The sequence below is a fragment of the Microcoleus sp. AT3-D2 genome, from assembly GCF_036705715.1.
In the GTDB taxonomy this organism is placed as follows: Bacteria; Cyanobacteriota; Cyanobacteriia; order Cyanobacteriales; family Microcoleaceae; genus Microcoleus.
In genome coordinates this window covers 238,660-261,199 of record NZ_JAUBVE010000001.1, presented here as the reverse complement: position 1 = coordinate 261,199, position 22,540 = coordinate 238,660, and the positions used below count along the sequence as shown (strand labels likewise).

Sequence of the window (22,540 nt, the reverse complement as noted above, 5' to 3'; positions counted from 1 at the left end):
AAGGAAGAGTAAAAGTTATGTCTTTTGAAATGACAAAAGGGCTGTTCAAGTACGACTTTACAGATCAGCACGCAATTTTGGGAATTCCCTTAGACGCCGAGTTTAACGACATCCGCAAGCGCTACATGAAAATCGCCCGCCGGTTGCATTCGGATACTTGCTCTTTTGAAAACCAAGCAGATAAAGATTGGGCCAACCAATTTTTGTCAAAAGTAGTCAATCCGGCTTACAACAAATTTTCCAAGGAAAGCGATCGCAAAGAATACAGCCTGCTATTAGCAGCCATCGGCAAGCGCGTCGTTAAAGAACAGGCGAAAATGCAAATCGAAAGCGAAGCAGCCAAACAGTTAGCTACCGCTCAAAATTGGGAAGAAGCTTACAAAACAGCAGTTAGCAAACTCGCTCTCAAGCAGTACGAATCAGTTAAGGAAACGCAAGAGGCGATCGATCAAATTAGCGAACTTAACATGGTTTACCTGCTGCGAAAAGAGCGCCTTGGCGGTGGTGCGGTTACACCTGCTTCACCCATAAAAGATGCAACCCCACCCCCACCCCCACCCCCAACCCCAACCCCAACTCCAACCGCAACTCCGCCCAAAGACGACCCCCGGATCGAAGCCTATTGCCGCCGAGCTCAAGGATTTATGGACAGCAAAAATTACGCTAAAGCAAGTTTGGAGTTGAGGGAAGCCCTGAAGGGCGCTCCAAAACACAGCAAGGCTCACGCTATGTTAGCAATGTGTTACCTTGAACAAAATCAAGCCACAATGGCTAAACTTGAGATGAACAAAGCTTTGGCATCAAATCCTGAAGAACCGACGGCTTTGGAGGTCAAGAAAAAGCTGGAACAAGCTTCCGCAAAAGCCAAAAAAGGTGACGAGAAACCAGGATTTTTTGCAAGTTTGTTTGGCGGGAAGAAGAAGTGAGAAGTTGTGAGTTGTGAGTCTTGAATATTTAGAAACGGGTGAAAGGCTCAGCAGTGGAGTGTGATCGAGCAAAACAATCAAGACTTGGTGAGAGCACCCGCGATCGCAGTCGGAATTATACCGTCAGTGCGATCGTCCCGCGATCGCGGATTCTCCAGAAAGAACGGGACGATCGCACTGACGGGGAAAATGATAATTGCGATGCAAACGAAAACGATATGACGCCTTAATTTGTTAAAGTCGAATGTTAAGCTTGCCTTCTTCGACTTTAACACCGTCCCCTAAAGCTAAGCTTCTAAGCCCAATCTAAAATCTCAAATCTAAAATTAATATGACACCTTAATTTGTTAAAGTCGAATGTTAAGCTGGCCTGGTTAGACTTTAACACCGTCCATAAAGCTAAGCTTTTAAGCCCCATCTAAAATCTAAAGTCTAAAATCTAAAATTGATATGGTTCACCAACCCCCATCGGGTGCAAGAGATTTATTGCCCCTTGACGTTGCTCAAAAAATTTCGATCGAACGGCGCTTGCAGCAGGTTTTTCACCGCTGGGGCTATCACCGGATTATTACCTCTACTCTAGAAAGGCTGGAGACATTGATGGCTGGGGGCGCGATCGACCGATCGACCTTAATTCAATTGCAAGACGCCGAGGATGGAGAACTTGGTTTGCGGCCGGAATTGACAGCATCGATCGCCCGCGCGGCTGCAATGCGGATGGCCGGGACTCGCTGGCAGCCTCAGCGCCTCTACTACAACGCTAACGTGTTCCGCAAAGGCCCAGATACTGGCTCAGGCGGGCAACAGGAGTTCTATCAAGCTGGCGTAGAGCTCCTCGGCGCGGGGGGGGCGGTTGCGGATGCGGAAGTGCTGCTGCTGCTGTCTGAGTGCTTGCAGAGCTTGGAAATTGATGAGTGGCATTTGGTTTTGGGAGAAGCGGGCCTGACTGCAACATTGCTAGAACCGTTTCCGCCAAATGTGCGCCAAAAAGTTCGGGGGGCGATCGCCAATCTCGATCGAATTGCCTTGGAAACTTTGCCGCTGTCAACGGAATTGCGAGAAAGAGCTCTGCTATTATTTGACTTGCGCGGTCGCCCGGAAGAGGTGTTGCCAATTGTTGCCAAGCTGGATTTAGATTTGCCGCAGCAAGCGGCGTTAAATAATCTCAAATCTGCGATCGAATTGCTGCACCAATGCCAATCAAAAATTCCCAATCTCAAATCCCACATTCACCTCGATTTGAGTTTAATTCAAACATTTGACTATTACACTGGAATTGTGTTTGAAGTTGTCAGCAGCAGTAAGACTGGACAGCGAGTTCTAGGACAAGGGGGACGTTACGACCAACTGTTGGGACTGTTTGATCCGCAAGGGCAAAATTCCCCCGGCATCGGGTTTTGTCTGAATATTGAAGAATTGCACCAAGTGTTGCTGACAGAGGGGCAATTGCCCAGCCAGACGCCTGCTAGCGACTGGTTGGTTGTGGCTCAAACTCCTGAAGCTAGTGCCGCCGCGTTTGCTTACGCTCGCAAACTCCGAGACTCTACTCACCTAGTTCGGGTGGAAATAGATTTGGAGAGTCGGGAGACAGCAGAGTCGGCACGGGAATACGCGCGCGATCGACGAATTGCTCAAATTGCTTGGGTAAATGCCGAAGGATTGCCAACAATTGAAACGGTAAATTAGGCTAATTGGTCATTGGTAATTAGTAGTTGGTAATTGGTTAAAAATCACCCGATATGATATTATGTATCCTGCTGATTGATAGAAGTTTTGCCAATTGCTAATTGCTAATTCCCTATCTACCTAAAATCTTTTGAGAGAACACTATGGCACACACTATTGTTACGAATATTTGCGAGGGAATTGCTGATTGCGTCGGCGCTTGTCCGGTTGCTTGTATTCACCCCGGCCCCGGCAAAAATGTCAAGGGTACTGATTGGTTTTGGATTGATTTTGATACCTGTATTGACTGCGGTATTTGTTTGCAGGTGTGTCCTGTCGAAGGTGCGATCGTTCCAGACGAACGGCCGGAATTGCAGCAAACTCCGACTTGATTGAAATTGAGGGCTAGATAGCTACATTAACTAAGGGGTAAGGTGCGCGGCCCGCACCCTACATTCACTTTTTGTGTGAACCGCAGAGGACGCAGAGGGCGCAGAGAAAAGGAGTGAGAAATATTGGAAAAATCTAACGTTTAGATTTGTAAGTGAGGTAATTAATTATGTTGTTACTTTTGTGAGTTCTTTCTCTTCCCTTCTCTTGTCTTCCTACCCTTCGGGAACGGCTTCGCCGAACGTATCCTTTGCGTCTTCGCGGTTCGTTTAAAAAAAAGCCCGATCGCACTTTACAAAAAAATCTACACTAAAATCTTATGCAGCCGATCGCACTTTCCGACTCTCACATTTTATCCATCCGCACCCACGCCGAAAGCGCTTATCCTGAAGAATGCTGCGGTTTGTTGCTCGGTCGAGTTACTGGCGATGTTAAAACTTTAGTGGAAGTTTGGCCGACTGAAAATGCTTGGAGTGCACAGGCCCAGGAGAATTGGCCGGAAGAAAAAGGATTGACAGAACGACGCAGATATGCTATTAAGCCCGAAGATATGTTGCGGGCGATGAAACATGGGCGCGATCGCAGTCTGGATATTATCGGTATATATCATTCTCACACGGATTGTCCCGCAGTGCCCTCAGAGTGCGATCGGACATTGGCGTGGGCCGAATACTCTTATATCATTGTGTCCGTCCGACAAGGCTGTTCGGAAGACCTCCGCAGTTGGAATCTTGACGGAGAGGGGAACTTTCAAGCAGAGGAAATTCTCGCACTGGAACCGACTGAGATTAAGAAATAATTAGTAAAAATAACAAACACGTAAAAATGCGAAAGATTCAGATAGGATGTAATTCAAAATCTGCGCTACACACAATATCATGCTAAATCCTAATCTGGACGAGATCCAGCTCAACAAACAAGAATACGAACGCTACTCTCGCCACCTCATCCTGCCAGAAGTTGGGTTGGATGGGCAAAAGCGTCTCAAAGCTGCCAGCGTGCTCTGTATCGGTACGGGAGGCCTCGGTTCGCCGCTGCTGCTGTATTTAGCAGCCGCCGGTGTTGGCCGCATTGGGATTGTAGACTTTGATGTTGTAGACCATTCCAATTTGCAGCGGCAAGTAATTCATGGCACTTCTTGGGTTGGGAAACCGAAGATTGAGTCGGCTAAAAATCGGATTTTAGAAATTAATCCTTTTTGTCAAGTTGATTTGTACGAAACTCGCGTTAGTTCCGAAAATGCGATCGACATTGCCACTCCTTACGATATCATTATCGACGGTACGGACAACTTCCCGACTCGCTATTTGATGAACGACGTTTGCGTGCTTTTAAACAAGCCCAACGTCTACGGTTCCATCTTCCGATTTGAAGGCCAAGCAACAGTTTTCAACTACGAAGGCGGCCCGAATTACCGCGATTTGTACCCGGAACCCCCGCCTCCCGGCATGGTTCCTTCTTGTGCAGAAGGCGGCGTTTTAGGCGTTTTGTGCGGAGTTGTAGGTTCTATCCAAGCAACGGAAGCTATCAAGATTATCTTGGGTCAAGGGACAACTTTGAGCGGCAGACTGTTGCTTTACAATGCCTTAGATATGACGTTCCGGCAATTGAAACTGCGGCCTAATCCAGTGCGTCCGGTAATTGAAAAGTTAATCGATTACGAACAATTCTGCGGCATTCCTCAAGCTAAAGCGCAGGAAGCAAGTCAGCAAACGCAAATTCCTGAGATGACTGTCACGGAACTTAAGGAGTTAATCGACAGCGGTGCGAAGGATTTTGTATTGTTGGATGTTCGCAATCCCAATGAGTATCAAATTTGTCAAATTCCTGGGTCGGTTTTAGTTCCTTTGCCGGATATCGAACACGGCGCAGGTGTCGCTAAGGTCAAGGAATTGTTGAACGGCCACCGCTTGATTGCACACTGCAAAATGGGCGGGCGTTCTGCGAAGGCTTTGGGGATTTTGAAGGAAGCTGGAATTGAGGGGATTAATGTTAAGGGCGGAATTACTGCTTGGAGTGAAGAAGTAGACCCGTCTGTACCTCAATATTAAGCTCAATCTTTTTCGGGCGCGGGTTTAGCTAATATCACGATCTACAAGCAAGTAGACTGTGGTCATTAGTGTCAACTTACGCTGAAAAACTTTTGTATCTCTAGTTCACAGCCGAGTCGAGAACCCTCAAAATTCCCCTTAAAAAAGGGGAATTTGATTTTCAGTAGCGAAGCAGGACACGGCAATGCCGTGTCCCAATACAAAAGGCCGATTAACCCAGCCCTTCAACTAACAAACTCCGAGCACTTTCCAACGCTTCCTGCAACTTACTTGCATCGCGTCCCCCAGCCTGCGCCAAATTTGGTCGCCCGCCGCCTTTTCCGCCGCAAATTTGAGCAATTCCCCCGATAAACTTGCCAGCTTGCAATCCTTTCTTATTGACTTCTGGACTAAAAGCTGCCACCAAACTTACCTTATCCGGTTCAGGAATTGATGCCAAAACAACCGCAGCATTTCCTAACTTTTGCTGCAATCTTTCCGCCGCAGTTTTCAGCGCTTCTGTATCCACATCTCCCAATTGAGCTACAATGATTTTGAATTCGCCGATCGCCTCAGCCGCACTCAGCAACTGGTCGGATTTCGCGATCGCCAATTCCGACTTCACAGCAGCCAAATGTTTCTGAGTATCCTTCAACTCATTCTGCAAATTAGTAATCCGGTTCGGCAATTCTTCAGGCTTCGCCTTAAATCGATCACCCAAATCACGCACCACCTTATCGCGCACATTCAAATAGTCCAAAACAGCTTGACCGGAAACCGCTTCAATCCTGCGAGTTCCCGCCGCTACCCCCGCTTCGGAAACAATCTTAAACAGCCCGATTTCTGCGGTATTGCTGACGTGAGTGCCGCCGCACAATTCCATCGAAACGCCGGGAAAATCGATAACCCGCACCACATCGCCGTACTTCTCGCCAAACATCGCTGTCGCGCCTTTTTCTCTCGCTTGGGCGATCGGCATTTCTGCAACGACCGCAGCGTGGGCCTCAGCAATCCAACTATTAACTAAATCCTCAATTTTCTGCAACTCTTCTGCTGTGACAGCGCGCGGAGAATTGAAATCAAACCGCAATCTCTCAGACGATACCAGCGAACCAGCTTGCGAAATCGAATCGTCCACAATTTTTCGCAAAGCTGATTGTAATAAGTGAGTTGCTGTGTGGTTAGCCTGAATTCGGCGGCGACCGCTATTGTCAATTTTCGCAGTAATCCTATCGCCAACTCTCAGGGTTCCCCGTTCCACCAAGCCGAAATGCACGAAGAAATCCGATTCCTTCTTCACATCATCAACTCTTACTAACAAACCATCACCATTATCTCCGCTTTTCAAATAACCTTTATCCCCAATTTGTCCGCCGGATTCAGCATAAAACGGCGTTTGGTTCAAAACAACTTGTACCTCAGTGCCTGCGGCTGCTTCCTCCACAGATTTGCCGTCAACCAAGATAACTTCCACCTCAGCTAAACTCGACAATTCAGCATAACCGACAAACTCAGTTCCCTGGATAGTTTCAGCCAACTTATCCAAAGAACCCTGCACCGTCAAATCGATTGTTTGGCGAGCATCTTTAGCGCGAGTTTGCTGTTCCTTCATCGCCGCTTCAAAGCCGTCCAAATCCACAGTTATTCCCTGTTCCTCAGCAATTTCTTGAGTCAGTTCTAAGGGGAAACCGTAGGTATCGTAAAGAGTGAAAGCATCTTGACCGCTGATTTGTTGGTTGGTTTGCTGTTTTGTGCGATCGACAATTTCCTCCAGCAGCTTCTCTCCGCGTTCCAAAGTCTTGAGAAACTGCGCCTCTTCCCTTGCCAATTCCGCCTTAATTTGAGCTTCCCGCAGCCGCACGTTCGGATAAGCAGCTTCCGAAAGGGCGATCGCACTTTCAGCCACCCGCACCGTAAATTCGCCCTGAATTCCAATCAGCCGCCCGTGGCGCACCACCCGGCGAATCAATCGGCGCAAAATGTAACCCCGACCAACATTCGACGCGCGAATTTCGTCCGCAATCATGTGCACCACAGCCCGAATGTGATCGCCAATTACTTTCAGCGAAACCTTGACTTTTTCATCGCTATTGTGGTAATCAATCCCGGCAATTTCCGCCGCCGATTGAATGATCGGAAAAATCAAATCTGTTTCGTAATTATTGGGGACTTTCTGGAGGATTTGCGCCATCCGTTCCAGTCCCAAGCCAGTATCAATATTTTGATTTTGCAGCGGTGTTAAATTGCCCTCTGCATCTTTATTGTACTGCATGAAAACCAGGTTGTAGAATTCAATAAACCTGCTATCATCTTCGAGGTCAATCTTGTCGCCTCTCTCTGGGTGGAAATCATAGTAAATCTCCGAACACGGGCCGCAGGGGCCAGTCGGGCCGGATTGCCAGAAATTGTCATCTTCTCCCATGCGCTGAATCCGATCGCCCGGAATGCCAATTTCATCGCGCCAAATCGCAAAAGCTTCGTCATCTTCTCGGAAAACGCTAACAACCAAATTGGATGCTGGTAAACCGAAAACTTCCGTGGAAAGTTCCCACGCCCAGGCGATCGCCTGTTTCTTGAAATAATCCCCGAAACTGAAATTACCCAACATTTCAAAAAACGTGTGGTGGCGGGCGGTGCGGCCGACGTTTTCGATGTCGTTGGTGCGGATGCACTTTTGAGAAGTCGTGGCGCGCGGTGATTCGGCGGCGCGCTGTCCGAGAAATATCGGCTTGAATTGTAGCATTCCGGCGATCGTCAGCAACACCGTCGGATCTTCGGGCACCAAAGAAGCACTCGGCAAGATTTTATGTCCCCGCTGGGCATAAAAGTCGAGGAATGTTTGGCGGATTTGGCTGCCACTGAGAAACTTAGGAGAAATAGACATGACAAAAACAGTTAAGTATGTAAAGATGTAGCAGCAATAGAACTTACATCTATGTGGATATTTATATCATTATACTTAGTAATGTAAAGACCTATCAAGTTTTGCAAATAGTGCTTTACTGCTGGGAAAGCTCATGCTAACTTAATAATAGACACCGGGACAGAAAGAGAAAGGAGGTCGCTATATTTAGAAAGAAAATTCGAGGATATAGACATGGTGTCTCCGGTCTAGATTCCCAGGCGCAGCAGAAATTAACCGAACACAACTTGAAATAGTGGCGAACTGCCGATCGAGCAGTCAAGCCAAACCGCAGTCGAGTCAGACTTAGTTGTCGTTGCGGATTAAAAGTAAAGCTGCACAAGTTGTAAACCCTAGTAAGTAAAAGTTCTCAACCGGAAACACATCTCGTTTGTTAGAAAAAACAAAGTTCTCATATTATTGGGTCTGGTCGCTGTCGATCGGGCCCTATGAATTTTTATAGAACCCATTTGAGATATTGCACCAATATCATTAAGCCGATAAAAGCTAGGTTTTTGGCGATTTTATTAACGGAAAATCAAGGGTTCTGGTTGCTTCTTGAGAATGCTGCAATATCTCAGTTCTATACAATTATTTATATTTTACCATTAACAAATATTGTATAATGATGGTCGCACCAGCCAAGCATGAATTTGGGCGCATTGTTTTGTGGAGATAAGTAGGTAGGCAGGATTAAACAGAACTATGTAACAGTATGTAAACAGGGCTAATGAGTGCTGCTAGAGTGGAATTTGGATACTTTACAATCGTTGACATAGTTGTGTTTTATAGCGCCGACTTACTTAGTAACTAACAAAATTGTAGAACCGAAAACGAATTGGCGGTTCAGGAGTATCTAACTAAAAATAAGAATCCCATGAGCATGAAAATTGTTGAACTAATCCAAGTCCCCAATCATAAACGAAATCTAGACTGGCTTAAAAATAGCTTAAACGCAGCCATTGAATTAGAGCTAGCAACAATTCCTGTTTACCTATGCGCTTGGTGGTCAATTAAAGACCCCAGCTCAACTGCTTCCACCGTGATTCGCACCATCCTGATTGAAGAAATGCTGCACATGGGATTGGTCTGCAATATGCTCACGACAATTGGTGGAACACCAGAAATTAGTACGGTTTTGCCAACATATCCAGGTTCTTTACCCGGAGGTGTTCGCCCCCAATTAAAGGTATATTTGGCAGGCTTAAGCAAAGACTACTTGAGCAAAGTTTGCATGGAAATCGAAGCTCCAGAGTTAGCACCAACCGGATTATATTTAGGAAAAGCTTATCCGAGCATTGGCGCTTTTTACGATGCAATTCTTAATGCTTTTCAGCAAATAAACCCACCCATGAGCGGCAAAAATCAGATGTCTGGTGATATTGGCCCTAATCAATTATACGAGATTAAAACCATTGCTGATGTCGAAAAAGCGATTCTAGAAATTAAAGAACAAGGCGAAGGTACTGGGAATTCGCCAGAAGCTGTGGACTTCGGAGGAGAACTCGCTCATTATTATAAATTTGCTGAAGTTTATTATGAGCGCACATTGATTCAAGTAGATGGTAAGTGGGACTATACAGGCCAAGCGATCGATTTTCCAGATACATATCCAATGGGAGAAGTTCCGAGCGGTGGCTGGCCGAATCCCTCTCCAGAAGTGCTGGGTCATTTGAAAGATTTTAACACAATTTTCAAATCAGTTCTCCATCATCTTCAAAGCGCTTGGGTTAAAGGAGATGTCAATGAGTTTAACACTGGCATCGGTAAAATGTTTTACCTGAAAGGTATAGTTACTAAACTCTTGCAAACTCCTTTACCGGATGGCAGTGGCAAGACTTACGGGCCTGATTTTCTGCTCTCCGCTTAAGGTCGTCGCTTTGTTATGAGATTGCCAGTTATCACTGCAAATAACTGGCAATCGCACTCCTCCTATAATCTTTTCACTTTCAAGTAAACTCATCTTTTTAATTCCGCAATAGGTTATTGAGTTATACCAGACGGCTTACTTGCGAGCCTGATTGGTCAAGAAAAGATATGAAATGGGTTCTATAGGGCGATCGCAAGAGAAGAGGATTCGAGGGGGAGAGAGGGGCCGAATTCGGCTGTATAAGTGCTTTCCGCTCAAACGCAACATCCCTCGGACCCGATCGGCGAGCGATCTGTGCAGCTTTTTATTTATATATTATATATAATTGGACGTGTGCGATCGCGCCCGCCTGCTTTTTGCCACGGCTCAAGCGCTGTGGTATGAGGCACTGCCAAGATGCGATATGATTGAATATGTCAGTACAAGACATTAAAACCTACCCCGCTGTGCTGTATAGCAGCAAAATCTACGCTTCTATGAGCTTGCTGCAAGCCAAGGATAGCAAATCGCCATTTTTGGTGGCAAGACCAGGCTCAAAAATTTGAATCTCAGGATATTTAGAGTCAAAACTCTAAAAAATCCCATCCCCGACGCAGGGGTGAGAGTTCAAAAAATAAAAGCCCCCCCACTCAAAAAAGCTAGTGCCACCAACAACGGTAGTAAATCACTAGCATAGTTCTTAAACTCACAATCTCGGGAGATTCTAGGTACAAGCATGGCCGAAATAACTAAAGAAGAAATGCGCGAACGGCTGGGAAATATCGACCAGATTCGCGATATTATTTTTGGAGCGCAGCTTAGAGAATACGATAATCGCTTCGATAAAATAGATTCCGACTTGTCGATGATGCAGCAAGATATGCAAACTCGCATCGAACAAGTGAAAACAGTTCTGTCTTCAGAAATAAAGGTGGCAGTTGATTCGTTAGAGAAGAAAGTTAAATCGCTCACCTCAAACAGCCAAGAAGAAAGCGCCGATATCCGACAGCAAGTCGATCGCATTAACCGCAAATTCTCCAGCAGCGTGGAAGCCCTCGACGAGGCGATAGACAATCAAACCAGTTCCCTTCGCGACGAACTATCCAAAACCAGAGATCGACTATCTGAAGAAAGCCGCACTTTGAAAACACAAGTTTTTGAAGAGCTCGATCGTCGCTTTTCTATGCTCAGAGATGTTAAAGTTTCTAGAGACGACATGGCAGAAATTCTGTTTGAACTCGGCATGAGGCTCAAAGGAACAGAATTTGTACCCGAACTTAAAGGCGTTGCGGATAATAAGTTAAATACCGAATTTCTGTTGCCGGAGCGCCACCATAACGGATAATAACGCATGGCTTTACCGAAAGAAAATCCGGCTGACGAAAATGAGTTAGAGGGTTTTGTTTCTCAACCTGACGAGTCTGCTGCCGATGCAGCAACCCAGCTAGAACCCTTGCTGAATCTGTTACTCGATCTCAAAATTATTGCTGGTTCCAACCAGCAAAATGCAGATCCCGAAGGTGACAGCAGCGACGAAAAAAATCAAGCTGGGGATCTCGGCGGGTTGATGGATTTGTTAGGTATTTCTGAGCAAGCGCCAGAGGAAGCTGCAGCGAGTGTACCCGAAACTGGCGATCGCAAACCAGAGTCTGGCGATTCCTGGGATGTTAAAGATAAGTTCAAAAGTTTGCTGTTCGCTACTCAAAAACTCAACACTTCAGAACTGGAAAAAGACTATTCATCAGCTAAAACTATAGATGTTTCAGCGATCGCCCAGCCGGATTTGGAGGAGGAATCAAAGCCTGTCGAAGAATTGTCTAACTTGACAATAAAAGATTCTCTACAGGAAGTACAGGCTCAAAAATCCCACGGGCTCGATCGGCATTTACAGGATGTTTCCGCTCCCGAAACCGAGTCAAAACCCTCGGAAATTCCCGATAATCCCATAGTTTCCACAGTCTCAGAGCCACCAGAAACTGGATATTTAGATGCTGCGGTGGCTTCGGATCTAGAAATTCCCAACTTACGAGAACAGCCGACAGAAATATTAGGGCAAATTAAACAGGATTTAAATGAAGCCGACAGCGCAATGGAAAGGCTGCAAAATCTGATGTTTGGCTCGCAAATATCAGATATAGAGCAAGTGAAAAGTCTGCTGGCAGAAAACGATTTGCCGGGGGTGCGCCACCTGATGGCAACAATCGACGATAAATTAGGAAAATTGGAGCACCAAATCTACGAGCCCCAAGAGTTGATTGAGTTGATGCTGCCTTGGATCGCAGAAATTCTCAGCCGCAAAATTGCCGATTCCAGAGAAGAAGTTGTCAACGCGATCGGGCCCATTATTGACGAAGTGATTAGGGCAAAAACTGTCGAAAACAAGTCGGCAATGAGTGCGGCAATAGCTGAGCTGCTTCCCGACGCACTTGCTCAACAAATAGTGAATTCGCCAGCGGATATTGCTAAGGCGATCGCCCCAGAAATTGGTCTGGCAATTAAAGAGCAAATTCGCCTCGACCAAGAGTCGATCGCTCAAGCCCTCGCCCCGGAAATGGGCAAAGCGATTACAGCCCAAATTGAACTCGAACGCGACGCAATGGTTGATGCCCTCTATCCCGTAATTGGCAATACTATTTCCAGATACATGGCAGAAGCTATCAAGACAATCAATGAAAAAGTGTCAAAGGCTCTCAGCGTCGAAGGAGTTCAGCGCAAAATTCGCTCCAAAGTACAAGGAGTCTCCGAAGCCGAATTAATCCTCAAAGAATCAGTACCCTTTACCATCCAAGCAGCATTCTTAATTCACAAAGCATCAGGCTTGATAATTTCCGAATTTCAAAACTCAGAAAGCTACCAGTTAGAATCAGAAATGGTCGCAGGAATGCTCACAGCTATTCGCAGCTTTGTTAACGAGTGCATCGTGCAGCCGGGAGAATCTTCCGAACTCAATCAAATTGAATACGGCGACTCAAAAATTCTGCTAGAAGTAGCGGGTTATTGCTACATGGCCGTCGTGATTAAAGGAGAACCTCCCCACTTGTTCATCCAAAAACTACGACAAACCGTTAGTAATCTCATCCTTAATTATGCTCAAGTAATTCACGAGTTTAACGGCGATCCCGGTACTATACCTGATTCCCTGCACCCGTACATAAAAAGTTTATTCGACCCGCTGCAAAGGGAAAAATCAACAAAACCCCCGATCGCCCTAGCGGCTATCAGTTTAGTCGCCTTGAGCTTAATCTTAGTACCTTGGGGAATTTATCAGTATCGCAGCAGCGTTGAGCGTCGCCTCGAAGCAAATGCCATCGCAGCTTTAGCCTCGACTCCCGAATTAGCAGTTTACCGCTTAGATGTTGCAGTAGATGGCCAAACTTTAAAGCTAACCGGAAAGTTGCCAAATCAAGGATTGCGGGAACAAGCTGCAAAAATAGCCGCATCAACTGCACCGAAATTGCAATTAGATAATAGAATTATAGCTGTAGATGTCCCCCCAGATCCAGTTTTGACGGCGGCTGAGGTGCAGCGGATTACCGCTGTTTTGAACCAGAGGGAGGGCGTTTCTATTTCTAGTCGGTATGGCGATCGCAAAGTGACTGTAGAGGGTACAGTTAGAGACGGTGCAGATGCACAGAAAATAGCTCAGTCCCTGAAGCAAATTCCCGGTGTTCAGTCGGTCATCAGTACGGTTAAATTAGATCCGCTGAAAATTACAACCCGCATCTACTTCCAGCAAGGAACGGCAACATTAGACTCAACATACGGAGAAATGATCGCCAGTGTCAAAAATTTTATGGATCAATATCCTCAAAAACAGATTAAGATAATTGGGCACAGCGATAGAACTGGGGAAATTGCTACAAATCAACAGTTGTCGCTCAGGCGTGCCGCAGCAGTGCGAGATGCTTTAGTGCTGCAGGGTGCTGACCCAAAGCGCCTCCAAACGGTTGGCATCCCCCATCCTCCTGCCGACGTGGAACCCAATCAACCACGACTTTTAAGCAGATGCGTGGTATTTGAACCACTAACTAAGACCATAAACAGTAAATAATTATGTCAGTTACTATATCTAAAAAAATGTGTATGATCGGCGATTTTGGCGTGGGTAAAACCAGCCTGATCCGTCGTTTTGTCGATCGGCAATTCAGCGACCAGTACCTCTCCACTGTGGGAGTGAAGATTTCTCGCAAAAACCTAGAATTAGAAGGTCTAAAACAGCGGGAAAACTTGACTGCACAGTTGCTGATTTGGGACTTAGAAGGGCATACAAAATTCAAAGGAATAGCACCGACTTACTTGCAGGGAGCTAGCGGCGTTTTAATCGTTGCCGATGTCAGCCGCTCCGAAACAGTTGAGCGAATCTCCGAACACATTCAGCTTTTTTCTTCAGTCAATCCTAAAGGGTCAATTATCGTCGCTTTGAACAAAGTAGACTTGATTGACGAGGAAAAATTGGCGCTGCTAGTGGAAATGTCCCATTCGATAAGTCAAGACAAAGTAATAGGAGTTTACACAACATCTGCTAAAACAGGCAAAGACGTTGACGAAATTTTCTACAAACTAGCTTACACAATGGTAGAACAAGTATGAACCTCCTGTTAAGAAAGCTATTAGGCCCGCGACAAACACAGTATTTTCTAGTAAATCACCATTTCATCATTCAGGAAACCTCCGCCGAACTGCAGCATTATGCCGATACTCCGGGCGAGGCTATACCAGGTGTAGATGCTCGCCTGAGTTTTCCCGAACTGATTGGCATTGAAAATATCCTCATGTCTATCATTATGGGACGGCTGCCAGGTTTTGAAGTCAAAGGTATCGCTCGGTTTGCCGACCCGAACCGCCCTTTATACTTTGATATGTTGGCTATCAAATATGAAGAAGAACAAGAAGATGTGCCGAGTAAATTGCTAATTTTGATTGAAGATACCACCGAAAAGATGGTGATGAAGCAATCGTTGATTCAGAGCGCGAATGAAGCTAATCTTTTGGTTAGCGCCTTAGCGGCTTCTAAAGATTATATAGATAAAGTTATTCGTTCGATGGGCGATGCTTTATTGGTAACAACAACATTAGGAACTATCAAAACAATCAATCAATCAGCCCAATGGTTATTTGGGTATAGTGAAGCTGAATTGATCGGCAACCCCCTGTCTTTAATATTAGTCGAAGAAACATTAATTTACCAAGCTCGCCACCGCTATATTTTGTCTCATAAAGAGCTGCGTAGAGAACTAGAAATAGTCTGCACTACTAAAGCAGGAGAAGAAATTTGGGTAGAATTTTCTTGTTCGGCAATTCAGACAGAATTAGAGGGACTTTACGATTTCATTTATATAGGCAGGGATATCACAGAACGCAAACAAAAAGAAATAGAAATTCGCCGTTCTTTGGCAAAAGAGCAAGAACTCAGACAGGTAAAATCTCGTTTTTTCTCGATGATCGCTCACGAATTCGGCAATCCTTTAAGTACAGTATTATTTGCTACTAAAATTCTCCAAGACTACGGCGACGAAATCACCCACGCGGAAAAACAACAATACCTGCAACACGTTAAATCAGCATCTCAACAGATGGCTCAGCTATTAGATGACGTGCGGTTGCTCAGCAGCGCCGAAGCAGGAAAACTCGAATTCTATCCTGCACCAGTTGACTTAAAAAACTTTTGCAGTGAGTTAGTAGAATCAATTAAAATTAGTTATGGAAAAAATCATACAATTAACTTTATTTATCAAGAATTAGTTACGCCCGCGCAAAAAAATGATAACAAGTCGCAGGAAACGCAACAGTTGCCCGCATTAGATCCAAAATTGCTGCGGCACATCTTGACAAATTTGCTGTCAAATGCTGTCAAATATTCGCCCCTCGACAGCCATATTTATTTTGAATTAAATTGTCAGAATAATGAAGAAGCTACATTTAAAATTAAAGACGCAGGCATTGGCATTCCTCTAGAAGACCAAGAACAACTGTTTGAATCTTATTATCGAGCCAAAAATGTCGGAAAAATACCCGGTACAGGACTGGGTTTATCCATAGTCAAGCAGTGTGTAGATTTGCACGGAGGTCAAATCGAATTTTCCAGCGAGATAGGGCTAGGCACTACCTTTATAGTCAGAATTCCATTTGAGAAACAGAGATAAATAGATTGATTTTAGATAATTTGAGCCAGAGGGCGCCTTCAATACTAAAAATCTCACATGAAAACCTTGTTAAAAAAACTGTTAGTTCCCCACCACTTGGAGTACCTAGCACTGGATAAAAACTTTTTAATCCAAGAAATCTCTCTGCAAGTGCAGCGATTTGCCGACTGTCCCGACGAAGTATTCGTCGGCAACGATGTCCGCATTCCCTTTCCAGAATTAGTGGGAACTGAAGAAATTTTAATCGATATTTTTGAAAAACGGTTGCCAAATTTTGAATTAAAAGCGATTACGCGGCTATTAGGAAACGGTTCGCGGCTTTATTTTGATATGTATATCGTGGAGTTCACCAATGACGAGAATTATCAGAGATTAATTATATTTTTTCAAGACGTAAGCGACAGGATGGCTTTAGAGCAAACTCTAGTGCAAGCTACCAATGAAATGGAGATTTTATTGAGTACCTTAGCGGCTACTAATAATTATGTTGAAAAAATTATTACTTCAATGGCCGAAGTTTTGTTGGTAACAACAGCCTCGGGAAAGATTAAAAAAGTCAATCAAGCGGCTCAAGATTTGTTCGGTTACAGCGAATCAGAATTAGTAGGCCAGCAAATAGACACTCTTGCTGCTGTTGGCGCATCTTTGCAAACAGTCAGCCGAGAGCAGTCTCCACTATCTCCAACTAATACCGAGGTAATTTGCACGGCAAAAACCGGAGAAAAGCTAACAGTTTCCTTTTCCTGTACGGCGATTCCGAGTGAAATTCAAGGGATTTCTGCATCTTCGGCCGCCGTCCAAGATTTCGTGTACATCGGCCGCGACGTTACAGACAGACAGCGAGCCCGCAAGCGAAAAATAGCTCAGTACGTCACCACTCGCATCCTGTCGGCATCCGAAACAATCAAAAAAGCTCTAACAGCAATTCTCCCCGTAATTTGCGACAGCTTGGGATGGGATACCGCCGAACTTTGGATGCCAGAAGCTGGGGAAAAACTGTTGTCAGAAACTAAGAGAATAACTGCGGTTTCCGATCCCAATTTGCTTCGCTGCGTCGCCAGTTGGACAAAACGCTCAGTTTCTCTCCCCAAATTTGCCGAATTTACCGAACAAATGACTTGTGCGTTTGGCGAAGGATTACCCGGTTTCGTTTGGGCCAGCGGTTCCTCTCAGTGGATTGCCGATGTCACAAAAAGCGACAGTTGTCTGCGCCGAGAACTTGCTGCCGAAGAAGGACTGCACGGAGCTTTTGGTTTCCCAATTTTGGGCGACTACGAGCAGGAAAATTCTGCAAGATATGTGTTGGGGGTGATGACTTTTTTCAGCCGCGAAGTGCAGTGTTTTGATGAAGAATTGCTCCAGACAATGGCGACAATCGGCAGCCAAATCGGTCAATTTATCAAGCGCAAGCAAGCGGAAATAGCTTTGCGGGAAAGCGAAGAACAACTGCGAGACTTATTTGAAAATGCTACTGACTTAATTCAAAGTATAGGAGCGGACGGTCATTTTTTGTATGTAAATCGGGCTTGGCGGGAAACTCTGGGCTACACCGAAGCAGAAATTGCTCAAATGACTATTTTTGATATCATTCATCCGAACAGTTCCTCAGAGTGTCTGGATATATTGTATCAAGCTTTTACCCAAAAAACGGTAAATGAAAATACCTTGTATCCAGAATCGATTGAAGTAATATTTATCACTAAATATCACGAACAAATTTTGTTGGAAGGCAGCCTAAGCTGTAAGTTTGCGGATGGTTCGCTAGTAGCGATTCGCGCTATTTTGCGAGACATTACTGCTCGAAAAATGACAGAAGACGCCCTGGCAAAATCTGTGTCCCTGCTGCAAGCAACTTTTGATTCTACTGCTGATGGTATTTTAGCTACTGACAGGAGCGGAAAAATAGTCACTTTCAATCGAGAATTTGTGGAAATGTGGGGCATACCTAATGAAGTGATGGCACTGCGAGATAACGCCGCAACGATCGCCTTTGTCCTGAACCAGCTCAAAGATCCTCAAGCATTTCAAGAGAGAATAGAATCGCTTGACGAGCAGCCCGAAGCCGAAAGTTACGATTTGTTAGAATTTCAAGACGGCAGATTTTTTGAACGCTATTCGGAACCGCAGCGGCTGGGAGATAAAATTATAGGCAGAGTCTGGAGTTATCACGACATTACCGAACGCAAGCAAGCAGAAGATGCCCTGCGGGAAGAACAAGAAAAATCAGAAAAGCTGCTGTTAAATATCTTGCCCAAGGCAATAGCAGAACGCCTCAAGCAAAACGAAACTACTATTGCCGAATACTTTCCAGAAGTGACTGTTTTGTTCGCTGACATTGTGGGGTTTACTGCTTTGTCTGCAGTCATGAATCCGATCGAGCTTGTGGATCTCCTAAATAAGATTTTTTCAGGATTTGACCTTTTGTGCGAACGGCATGGGTTAGAGAAAATCAAGACCATCGGCGACGCATACATGGCGGTTGGAGGACTGCCTGAACCCAGGGCAGACCACGCAGAGGCGATCGCCCAAATTGCCCTAGATATGCAAGCCGAAATAGCCAGATTTAATGCTAACAATAATAAATATTTTAGCATTCGCATCGGCATTCACAGCGGCCCGGTTGTTGCCGGAGTAATTGGTATAAAGAAGTTTATTTATGATTTATGGGGCGACACGGTAAATATTGCTTCCCGCATGGAATCTCAGGGTTTACCTTGGCGGATTCAAGTGAGCGAAACTACTTATAAGTTTTTGGAAAATAAATATTTGTTTCAGGAGCGAGAAATGATTGAAGTTAAAGGCAAAGGTGTAATGAAAACTTATATCCTCCTTGGCCGAAAATCAGGCAGCTCATCAGTCATCAGCCAGATGGCTGATGACTAAAAGTGTTGCTAAAGTTAATTAGCAATACTTTTTGACCAAGACTAATGAAACTTGCTAATTTGTCGGCAAATTTACGATCGCCCGACGAAGCTGTCGATCGCCACCCTGTGACGGTTGATCCCTCAACTTCGCTCGCAGAGGCGATCGCCCTGATGCGTCGGACGAGCAAACCTTGCCCACTGCCTAATTCACCTGCACTTCCCGACTCAAACGAAACTGTAAAAGCATCGATTAATTGCGTCTTAGTTGTCGATGAAAATCAGCTAGTCGGACTGCTAAGCCCAGAAGATGTGCTGAACTTAGCCACCTCCGAATACGGATGGCAAGGCATGAAAGTTGCCGACGCAATGACGCAGAATTTAATTGTCTTACAAGAATCAGAATTTACAGATATTACTACCGCATTCAAGCTATTTTGTCAATACTCGATCGACTGCTTGCCAATTGTAGATGAACGGGGTCAGCCAGTAGGTATAGTCAGTGAAAAAAGTATTCGCCCAGCAATGTATAGCTGGATCGAGGCACTGCATCAAGAAGTGGCAAAACTCCAGGAACAATGCGAACTGTTAGAGGGTAATTGTGAACTAGAAAAAGCCAGCGATCGCCAAAATGCCGAAAATGCCATGCGGCAGAGCGAGGCGCGCTACCTGGCGATTGTGGAAGACCAAACGGAATTGATTTGCCGCTACCTCCCCAACGGTAAAATAACTTTTGTCAATCAAGCTTACTGCCGTTATTTCGGCGTGCAACCAGAAGACTTACTCGGTAAATGCTTCATGTCTCTGCTGCCAGAAGCAGACCGAGAAATTTTTCAACAGCAATATACTTCTGTGTCTCCCGACAACCCTATTTTTACCTGCGAGCACCAAGTAATTTTGCCGAGCGGGGAAATTCGCTGGCAGCAGTGGATCGATCGGGCGATATTCGACGAGAGCGGACAAATCGTCGAGTATCAAGCTGCAGGCCGGGATGTCACGGATCGCAAACAAGCAGAAATCGCTTTGCAGCAGCTCAATGCAGAGTTAGAACTGCGAGTGCAGCAGCGGACACAATGGTACGAAATGGCCGTATCGGCCGGCAAAGTGGGGGTTTGGGACTGGAATTTGGAAACCGACGAAATCTACATTGCTCCGTCTTTGAAAGCTTTGTTGGGGTATCAAGACGCAGAGATTCCTAACCGCATGGAAAATTGGGCGTCTCACGTTCATCCCGACGATCGAGTTGCAGTCGCCGAAGCAGTAAATGCTTATCTAGAGGGTTTGACAGAAATTTATCAAATAGAACACCGGATGCTGCGTAAAGACGGCAGCATTTGCTGGATACTTGCCCGCGGCAGCGCGATCCGATCGGCTTCTGGCAAGGCCTTCCGCCTGACTGGCACTGACACCGACATTACCGATCGCAAATTGACCGAAGAAAAACTCCAAAAATCCGAAGCCGAACTGCTAGCGCTTTTTAACGCCATGACGGATATCGTGCTGGTTTTCGACGCAAGCGGCCGCTACCTCAAAATCGCCCCCACGGCTCCCGAACTGCTCTACAAACCGGCTCCTGAAGTGCTGGGCAAAACCCTCGCCGAAATCTTCCCTGAAGCGGAAGCTAATTTTGCCCTGGCCCACATTCGCCAAACATTGGCATCTGGGGAAACCCACAGAGTTGAATACAGCATGGAAATTGGCTGCAAATTATTTTGGTTTGATGCCAGTATTTCGCCGCTGGAGATCGATCGGGTGATGTGGGTCGCCCGAGACATTACCGCTCGCAAACACGCAGAAGCTGCACTGCAAAAGAGTGAGGAAAAGTTTCGCAATTTATTTGACGATGCTCCGATCGCGCTTGGTTTGGCAAGCGTGCGGGACTACCGCACGATCAAAGTGAATGAAGCTCACCGCCAGATGTTGGGCTACAGCGATTCGGAGTTGGCTAGCATGACTTTTACTGAACTCACGCATCCAGAAGATTTACAAGCAGATGTGGAGCAAGTCAAGCAGTTGGTCTGCGGCAATATTCCTCGCTTCCAAATGGAAAAACGCTTGATTAAGAAGAATGGCGAGCTGATGTGGGCAAACTTGACGGTGACGCTGATCCGCGACCGCGAGGGCATTCCTCTCTACACCATGCGGGCGATCGAAGATATCAGTTATCGTAAGCGGGCAGAAATGGAATTTCAGCAGTTAAAAGAACGCCTGCAATTTTTGCTGGGTTCTAATCCAGCGGTAATTTTTACAGCCGCACCGACGGGGGAATTTTGTACTACTTACATCAGCGACAACGTTCAGACAATCGTTGGCTACGATCCCCAAGAATTGTTAGCAGATTCTAAATTTTGGTCTAGCAGGATTCACCCTGAAGATATGCCACAATTTCTAGTAAATTATTCGTATTTGTCCGAGGAAAAAAATTGCATTTGCGAGTATCGTTTTCTACACCAAGACGGAATTTATCGCTGGCTAAGGACGGAATTAAAACTATTGGTTGACAGCATGGGTATTCCGATCGAAATTATTGGTTATGCCGCTGATATCAGCAATTCTAAATACGCCGAACTCGCTAGGGGGCAGCAGTTCGAGCAAGAACGGCTTGTGGAGGCGATCGCCCGTCGTGTCCGCCAGTCTTTGCAATTAGAGGAAATTCTCAACACCACGGTTGCGGAACTTCAGCAAGTATTATTAGCCGATCGAGTTTTGGTTTATCAACTTTTACCCGAAAACGGCGGCCGAGTCATTGCTGAAGCCGTGGCAGAAGGATGCAGCCAACTGGTGGATAGATGTTTTGGCGAAGAGGCTTTCCCGGCTGAAAGTTATCAGCTTTATCTGCAAGGGCGAATTTCTGCAATTTCCGAACTAGATTCTCCCACCATTACACCTTGTGTGATGGAGTTTATGAAACACATTCAAGTTAGGGCAAAGTTAGTAGTGCCGATTATTCAGCACAGCCAACTTTGGGGATTGCTGATAGCCCACCAATGTGATGGATCTCGTGATTGGCGAGAATCGGAAATCAATTTATTTCAGCAGTTGGTGAATCAATTGGCGATCGCCATTCAGCAATCTCTACTTTACCAGCAACTGCAAGCTGAACTCAGCGACCGCAAACAAGCAGAAGCAAATTTGAAAAACTCCCTCAGAGAAAAAGAAATTTTGCTCAAAGAAATTCACCACCGCGTCAAAAACAACCTCTGCGTAGTTGCCAGTCTGTTAGAATTGCAATCGAACACAGTTGCCGACCCGCAAGTAAGCAAAATGTTTGAAGAAAGTCAGAATCGCCTTTATTCTATGGCTCTGATTCACGAAAAACTGTACCGCTCGACTAACCTAGCGCAAATTAATTTTGGCGAATATCTCGAAGATTTGGTAAGTAACTTGTTTCACTCTTACAATATTAGCAACAACCAAATTCAGTTGCAGGTATTAGCTGATCCAATTTCCCTAAATCTTGAAACTGCTACTCCCTGCGGTTTAATTGCCAATGAATTGGTTTCAAATACCCTGAAACACGCTTTTCCTGATGGCACAACTGGTACAGTTAGTGTAGAATGCTATCAAACGGGCGATCAAGAAATCAACCTCTTAGTTAAGGACAACGGCATTGGCTTTCCTCAAAACTTAGATTTTCGGAAAACTCACTCAATGGGGTTTCAAGTGGTCTGCACTTTAACCGAGCAGTTGGAAGGAACTATCGAAATATCCAGAGAATTTGGTACATCCTTTCACTTAAAATTTAACGAGTTAAACTACTTTCAAAGATTGTAA

General features: G+C 45.4%; 15 protein-coding genes. 14 read left to right on the top strand and 1 reads right to left on the bottom strand.

What is annotated here, in order from left to right; all coding sequences use genetic code 11:
- The first annotated feature begins 17 nt into the window (after nt 1-17).
- The 6 genes from QUB44_RS00940 (at nt 18) to moeB (ending at nt 5,032) form a co-directional block, all read left to right on the top strand.
- Nucleotides 18-926 carry a tetratricopeptide repeat protein gene (locus QUB44_RS00940; protein ID WP_333361963.1) on the top strand — a complete coding sequence of 303 codons (909 nt, stop codon included), beginning with the start codon at nt 18-20 and terminating at the stop codon, nt 924-926.
- A gap of 38 nt (nt 927-964) precedes the next feature.
- On the top strand, nt 965-1,156 hold the full coding sequence (locus tag QUB44_RS00935; RefSeq protein ID WP_333361960.1) for a hypothetical protein: 192 nt from the start codon (nt 965-967) through the stop codon (nt 1,154-1,156).
- Between the two features lie 220 nt (nt 1,157-1,376).
- The gene (locus QUB44_RS00930) at nt 1,377-2,612 is read left to right on the top strand and encodes an ATP phosphoribosyltransferase regulatory subunit (RefSeq protein WP_333165036.1); all 1,236 of its coding nucleotides are present in this window, start codon (nt 1,377-1,379) and stop codon (nt 2,610-2,612) included.
- Between the two features lie 143 nt (nt 2,613-2,755).
- Nucleotides 2,756-2,983 (top strand): ferredoxin family protein, encoded by a 228-nt coding sequence (locus QUB44_RS00925; protein WP_333054336.1) that lies wholly within the window; start codon nt 2,756-2,758, stop codon nt 2,981-2,983.
- A 317-nt stretch (nt 2,984-3,300) separates the two neighbouring features.
- On the top strand, nt 3,301-3,780 hold the full coding sequence (locus QUB44_RS00920; RefSeq protein WP_333361958.1) for a M67 family metallopeptidase: 480 nt from the start codon (nt 3,301-3,303) through the stop codon (nt 3,778-3,780).
- A 79-nt stretch (nt 3,781-3,859) separates the two neighbouring features.
- Nucleotides 3,860-5,032 carry a molybdopterin-synthase adenylyltransferase MoeB gene (moeB, locus tag QUB44_RS00915; RefSeq protein WP_333361955.1) on the top strand — a complete coding sequence of 391 codons (1,173 nt, stop codon included), beginning with the start codon at nt 3,860-3,862 and terminating at the stop codon, nt 5,030-5,032.
- Nucleotides 5,033-5,243: 211 nt separating this feature from the next.
- On the opposite strand, the gene alaS is transcribed toward moeB, so the two are convergent.
- Complete coding sequence (gene alaS / locus QUB44_RS00910; RefSeq protein WP_333361953.1) at nt 5,244-7,895, bottom strand: alanine--tRNA ligase; 2,652 nt, start codon at nt 7,893-7,895, stop codon at nt 5,244-5,246.
- 901 nt (nt 7,896-8,796) lie between these two features.
- Between alaS and QUB44_RS00905 the strand changes: the two genes are divergently transcribed.
- From QUB44_RS00905 to QUB44_RS00870, 8 genes are all read left to right on the top strand, one after another.
- Nucleotides 8,797-9,783 (top strand): ferritin-like protein, encoded by a 987-nt coding sequence (locus tag QUB44_RS00905; protein ID WP_333361950.1) that lies wholly within the window; start codon nt 8,797-8,799, stop codon nt 9,781-9,783.
- A 413-nt stretch (nt 9,784-10,196) separates the two neighbouring features.
- On the top strand, nt 10,197-10,328 hold the full coding sequence (locus QUB44_RS00900) for a hypothetical protein (RefSeq protein WP_333361947.1): 132 nt from the start codon (nt 10,197-10,199) through the stop codon (nt 10,326-10,328).
- A 170-nt stretch (nt 10,329-10,498) separates the two neighbouring features.
- Nucleotides 10,499-11,107 carry a hypothetical protein gene (locus tag QUB44_RS00895; protein ID WP_333165013.1) on the top strand — a complete coding sequence of 203 codons (609 nt, stop codon included), beginning with the start codon at nt 10,499-10,501 and terminating at the stop codon, nt 11,105-11,107.
- A gap of 6 nt (nt 11,108-11,113) precedes the next feature.
- On the top strand, nt 11,114-13,813 hold the full coding sequence (locus QUB44_RS00890; RefSeq protein ID WP_333361944.1) for an OmpA family protein: 2,700 nt from the start codon (nt 11,114-11,116) through the stop codon (nt 13,811-13,813).
- A 2-nt stretch (nt 13,814-13,815) separates the two neighbouring features.
- A complete protein-coding gene (locus QUB44_RS00885; RefSeq protein ID WP_333361942.1) occupies nt 13,816-14,352 on the top strand; it encodes a Rab family GTPase in 537 nt (178 codons plus the stop codon).
- On the top strand, nt 14,349-15,905 hold the full coding sequence (locus tag QUB44_RS00880) for a PAS domain-containing sensor histidine kinase (protein ID WP_333361939.1): 1,557 nt from the start codon (nt 14,349-14,351) through the stop codon (nt 15,903-15,905). Before QUB44_RS00885 ends, QUB44_RS00880 begins: the two co-directional genes overlap by 4 nt.
- Before the next feature lie 57 nt (nt 15,906-15,962).
- On the top strand, nt 15,963-18,788 hold the full coding sequence (locus QUB44_RS00875) for an adenylate/guanylate cyclase domain-containing protein (protein ID WP_333361936.1): 2,826 nt from the start codon (nt 15,963-15,965) through the stop codon (nt 18,786-18,788).
- Between the two features lie 44 nt (nt 18,789-18,832).
- Nucleotides 18,833-22,540, top strand: coding sequence for a PAS domain S-box protein (locus QUB44_RS00870; protein ID WP_333361932.1), 3,708 nt, complete (start codon nt 18,833-18,835; stop codon nt 22,538-22,540).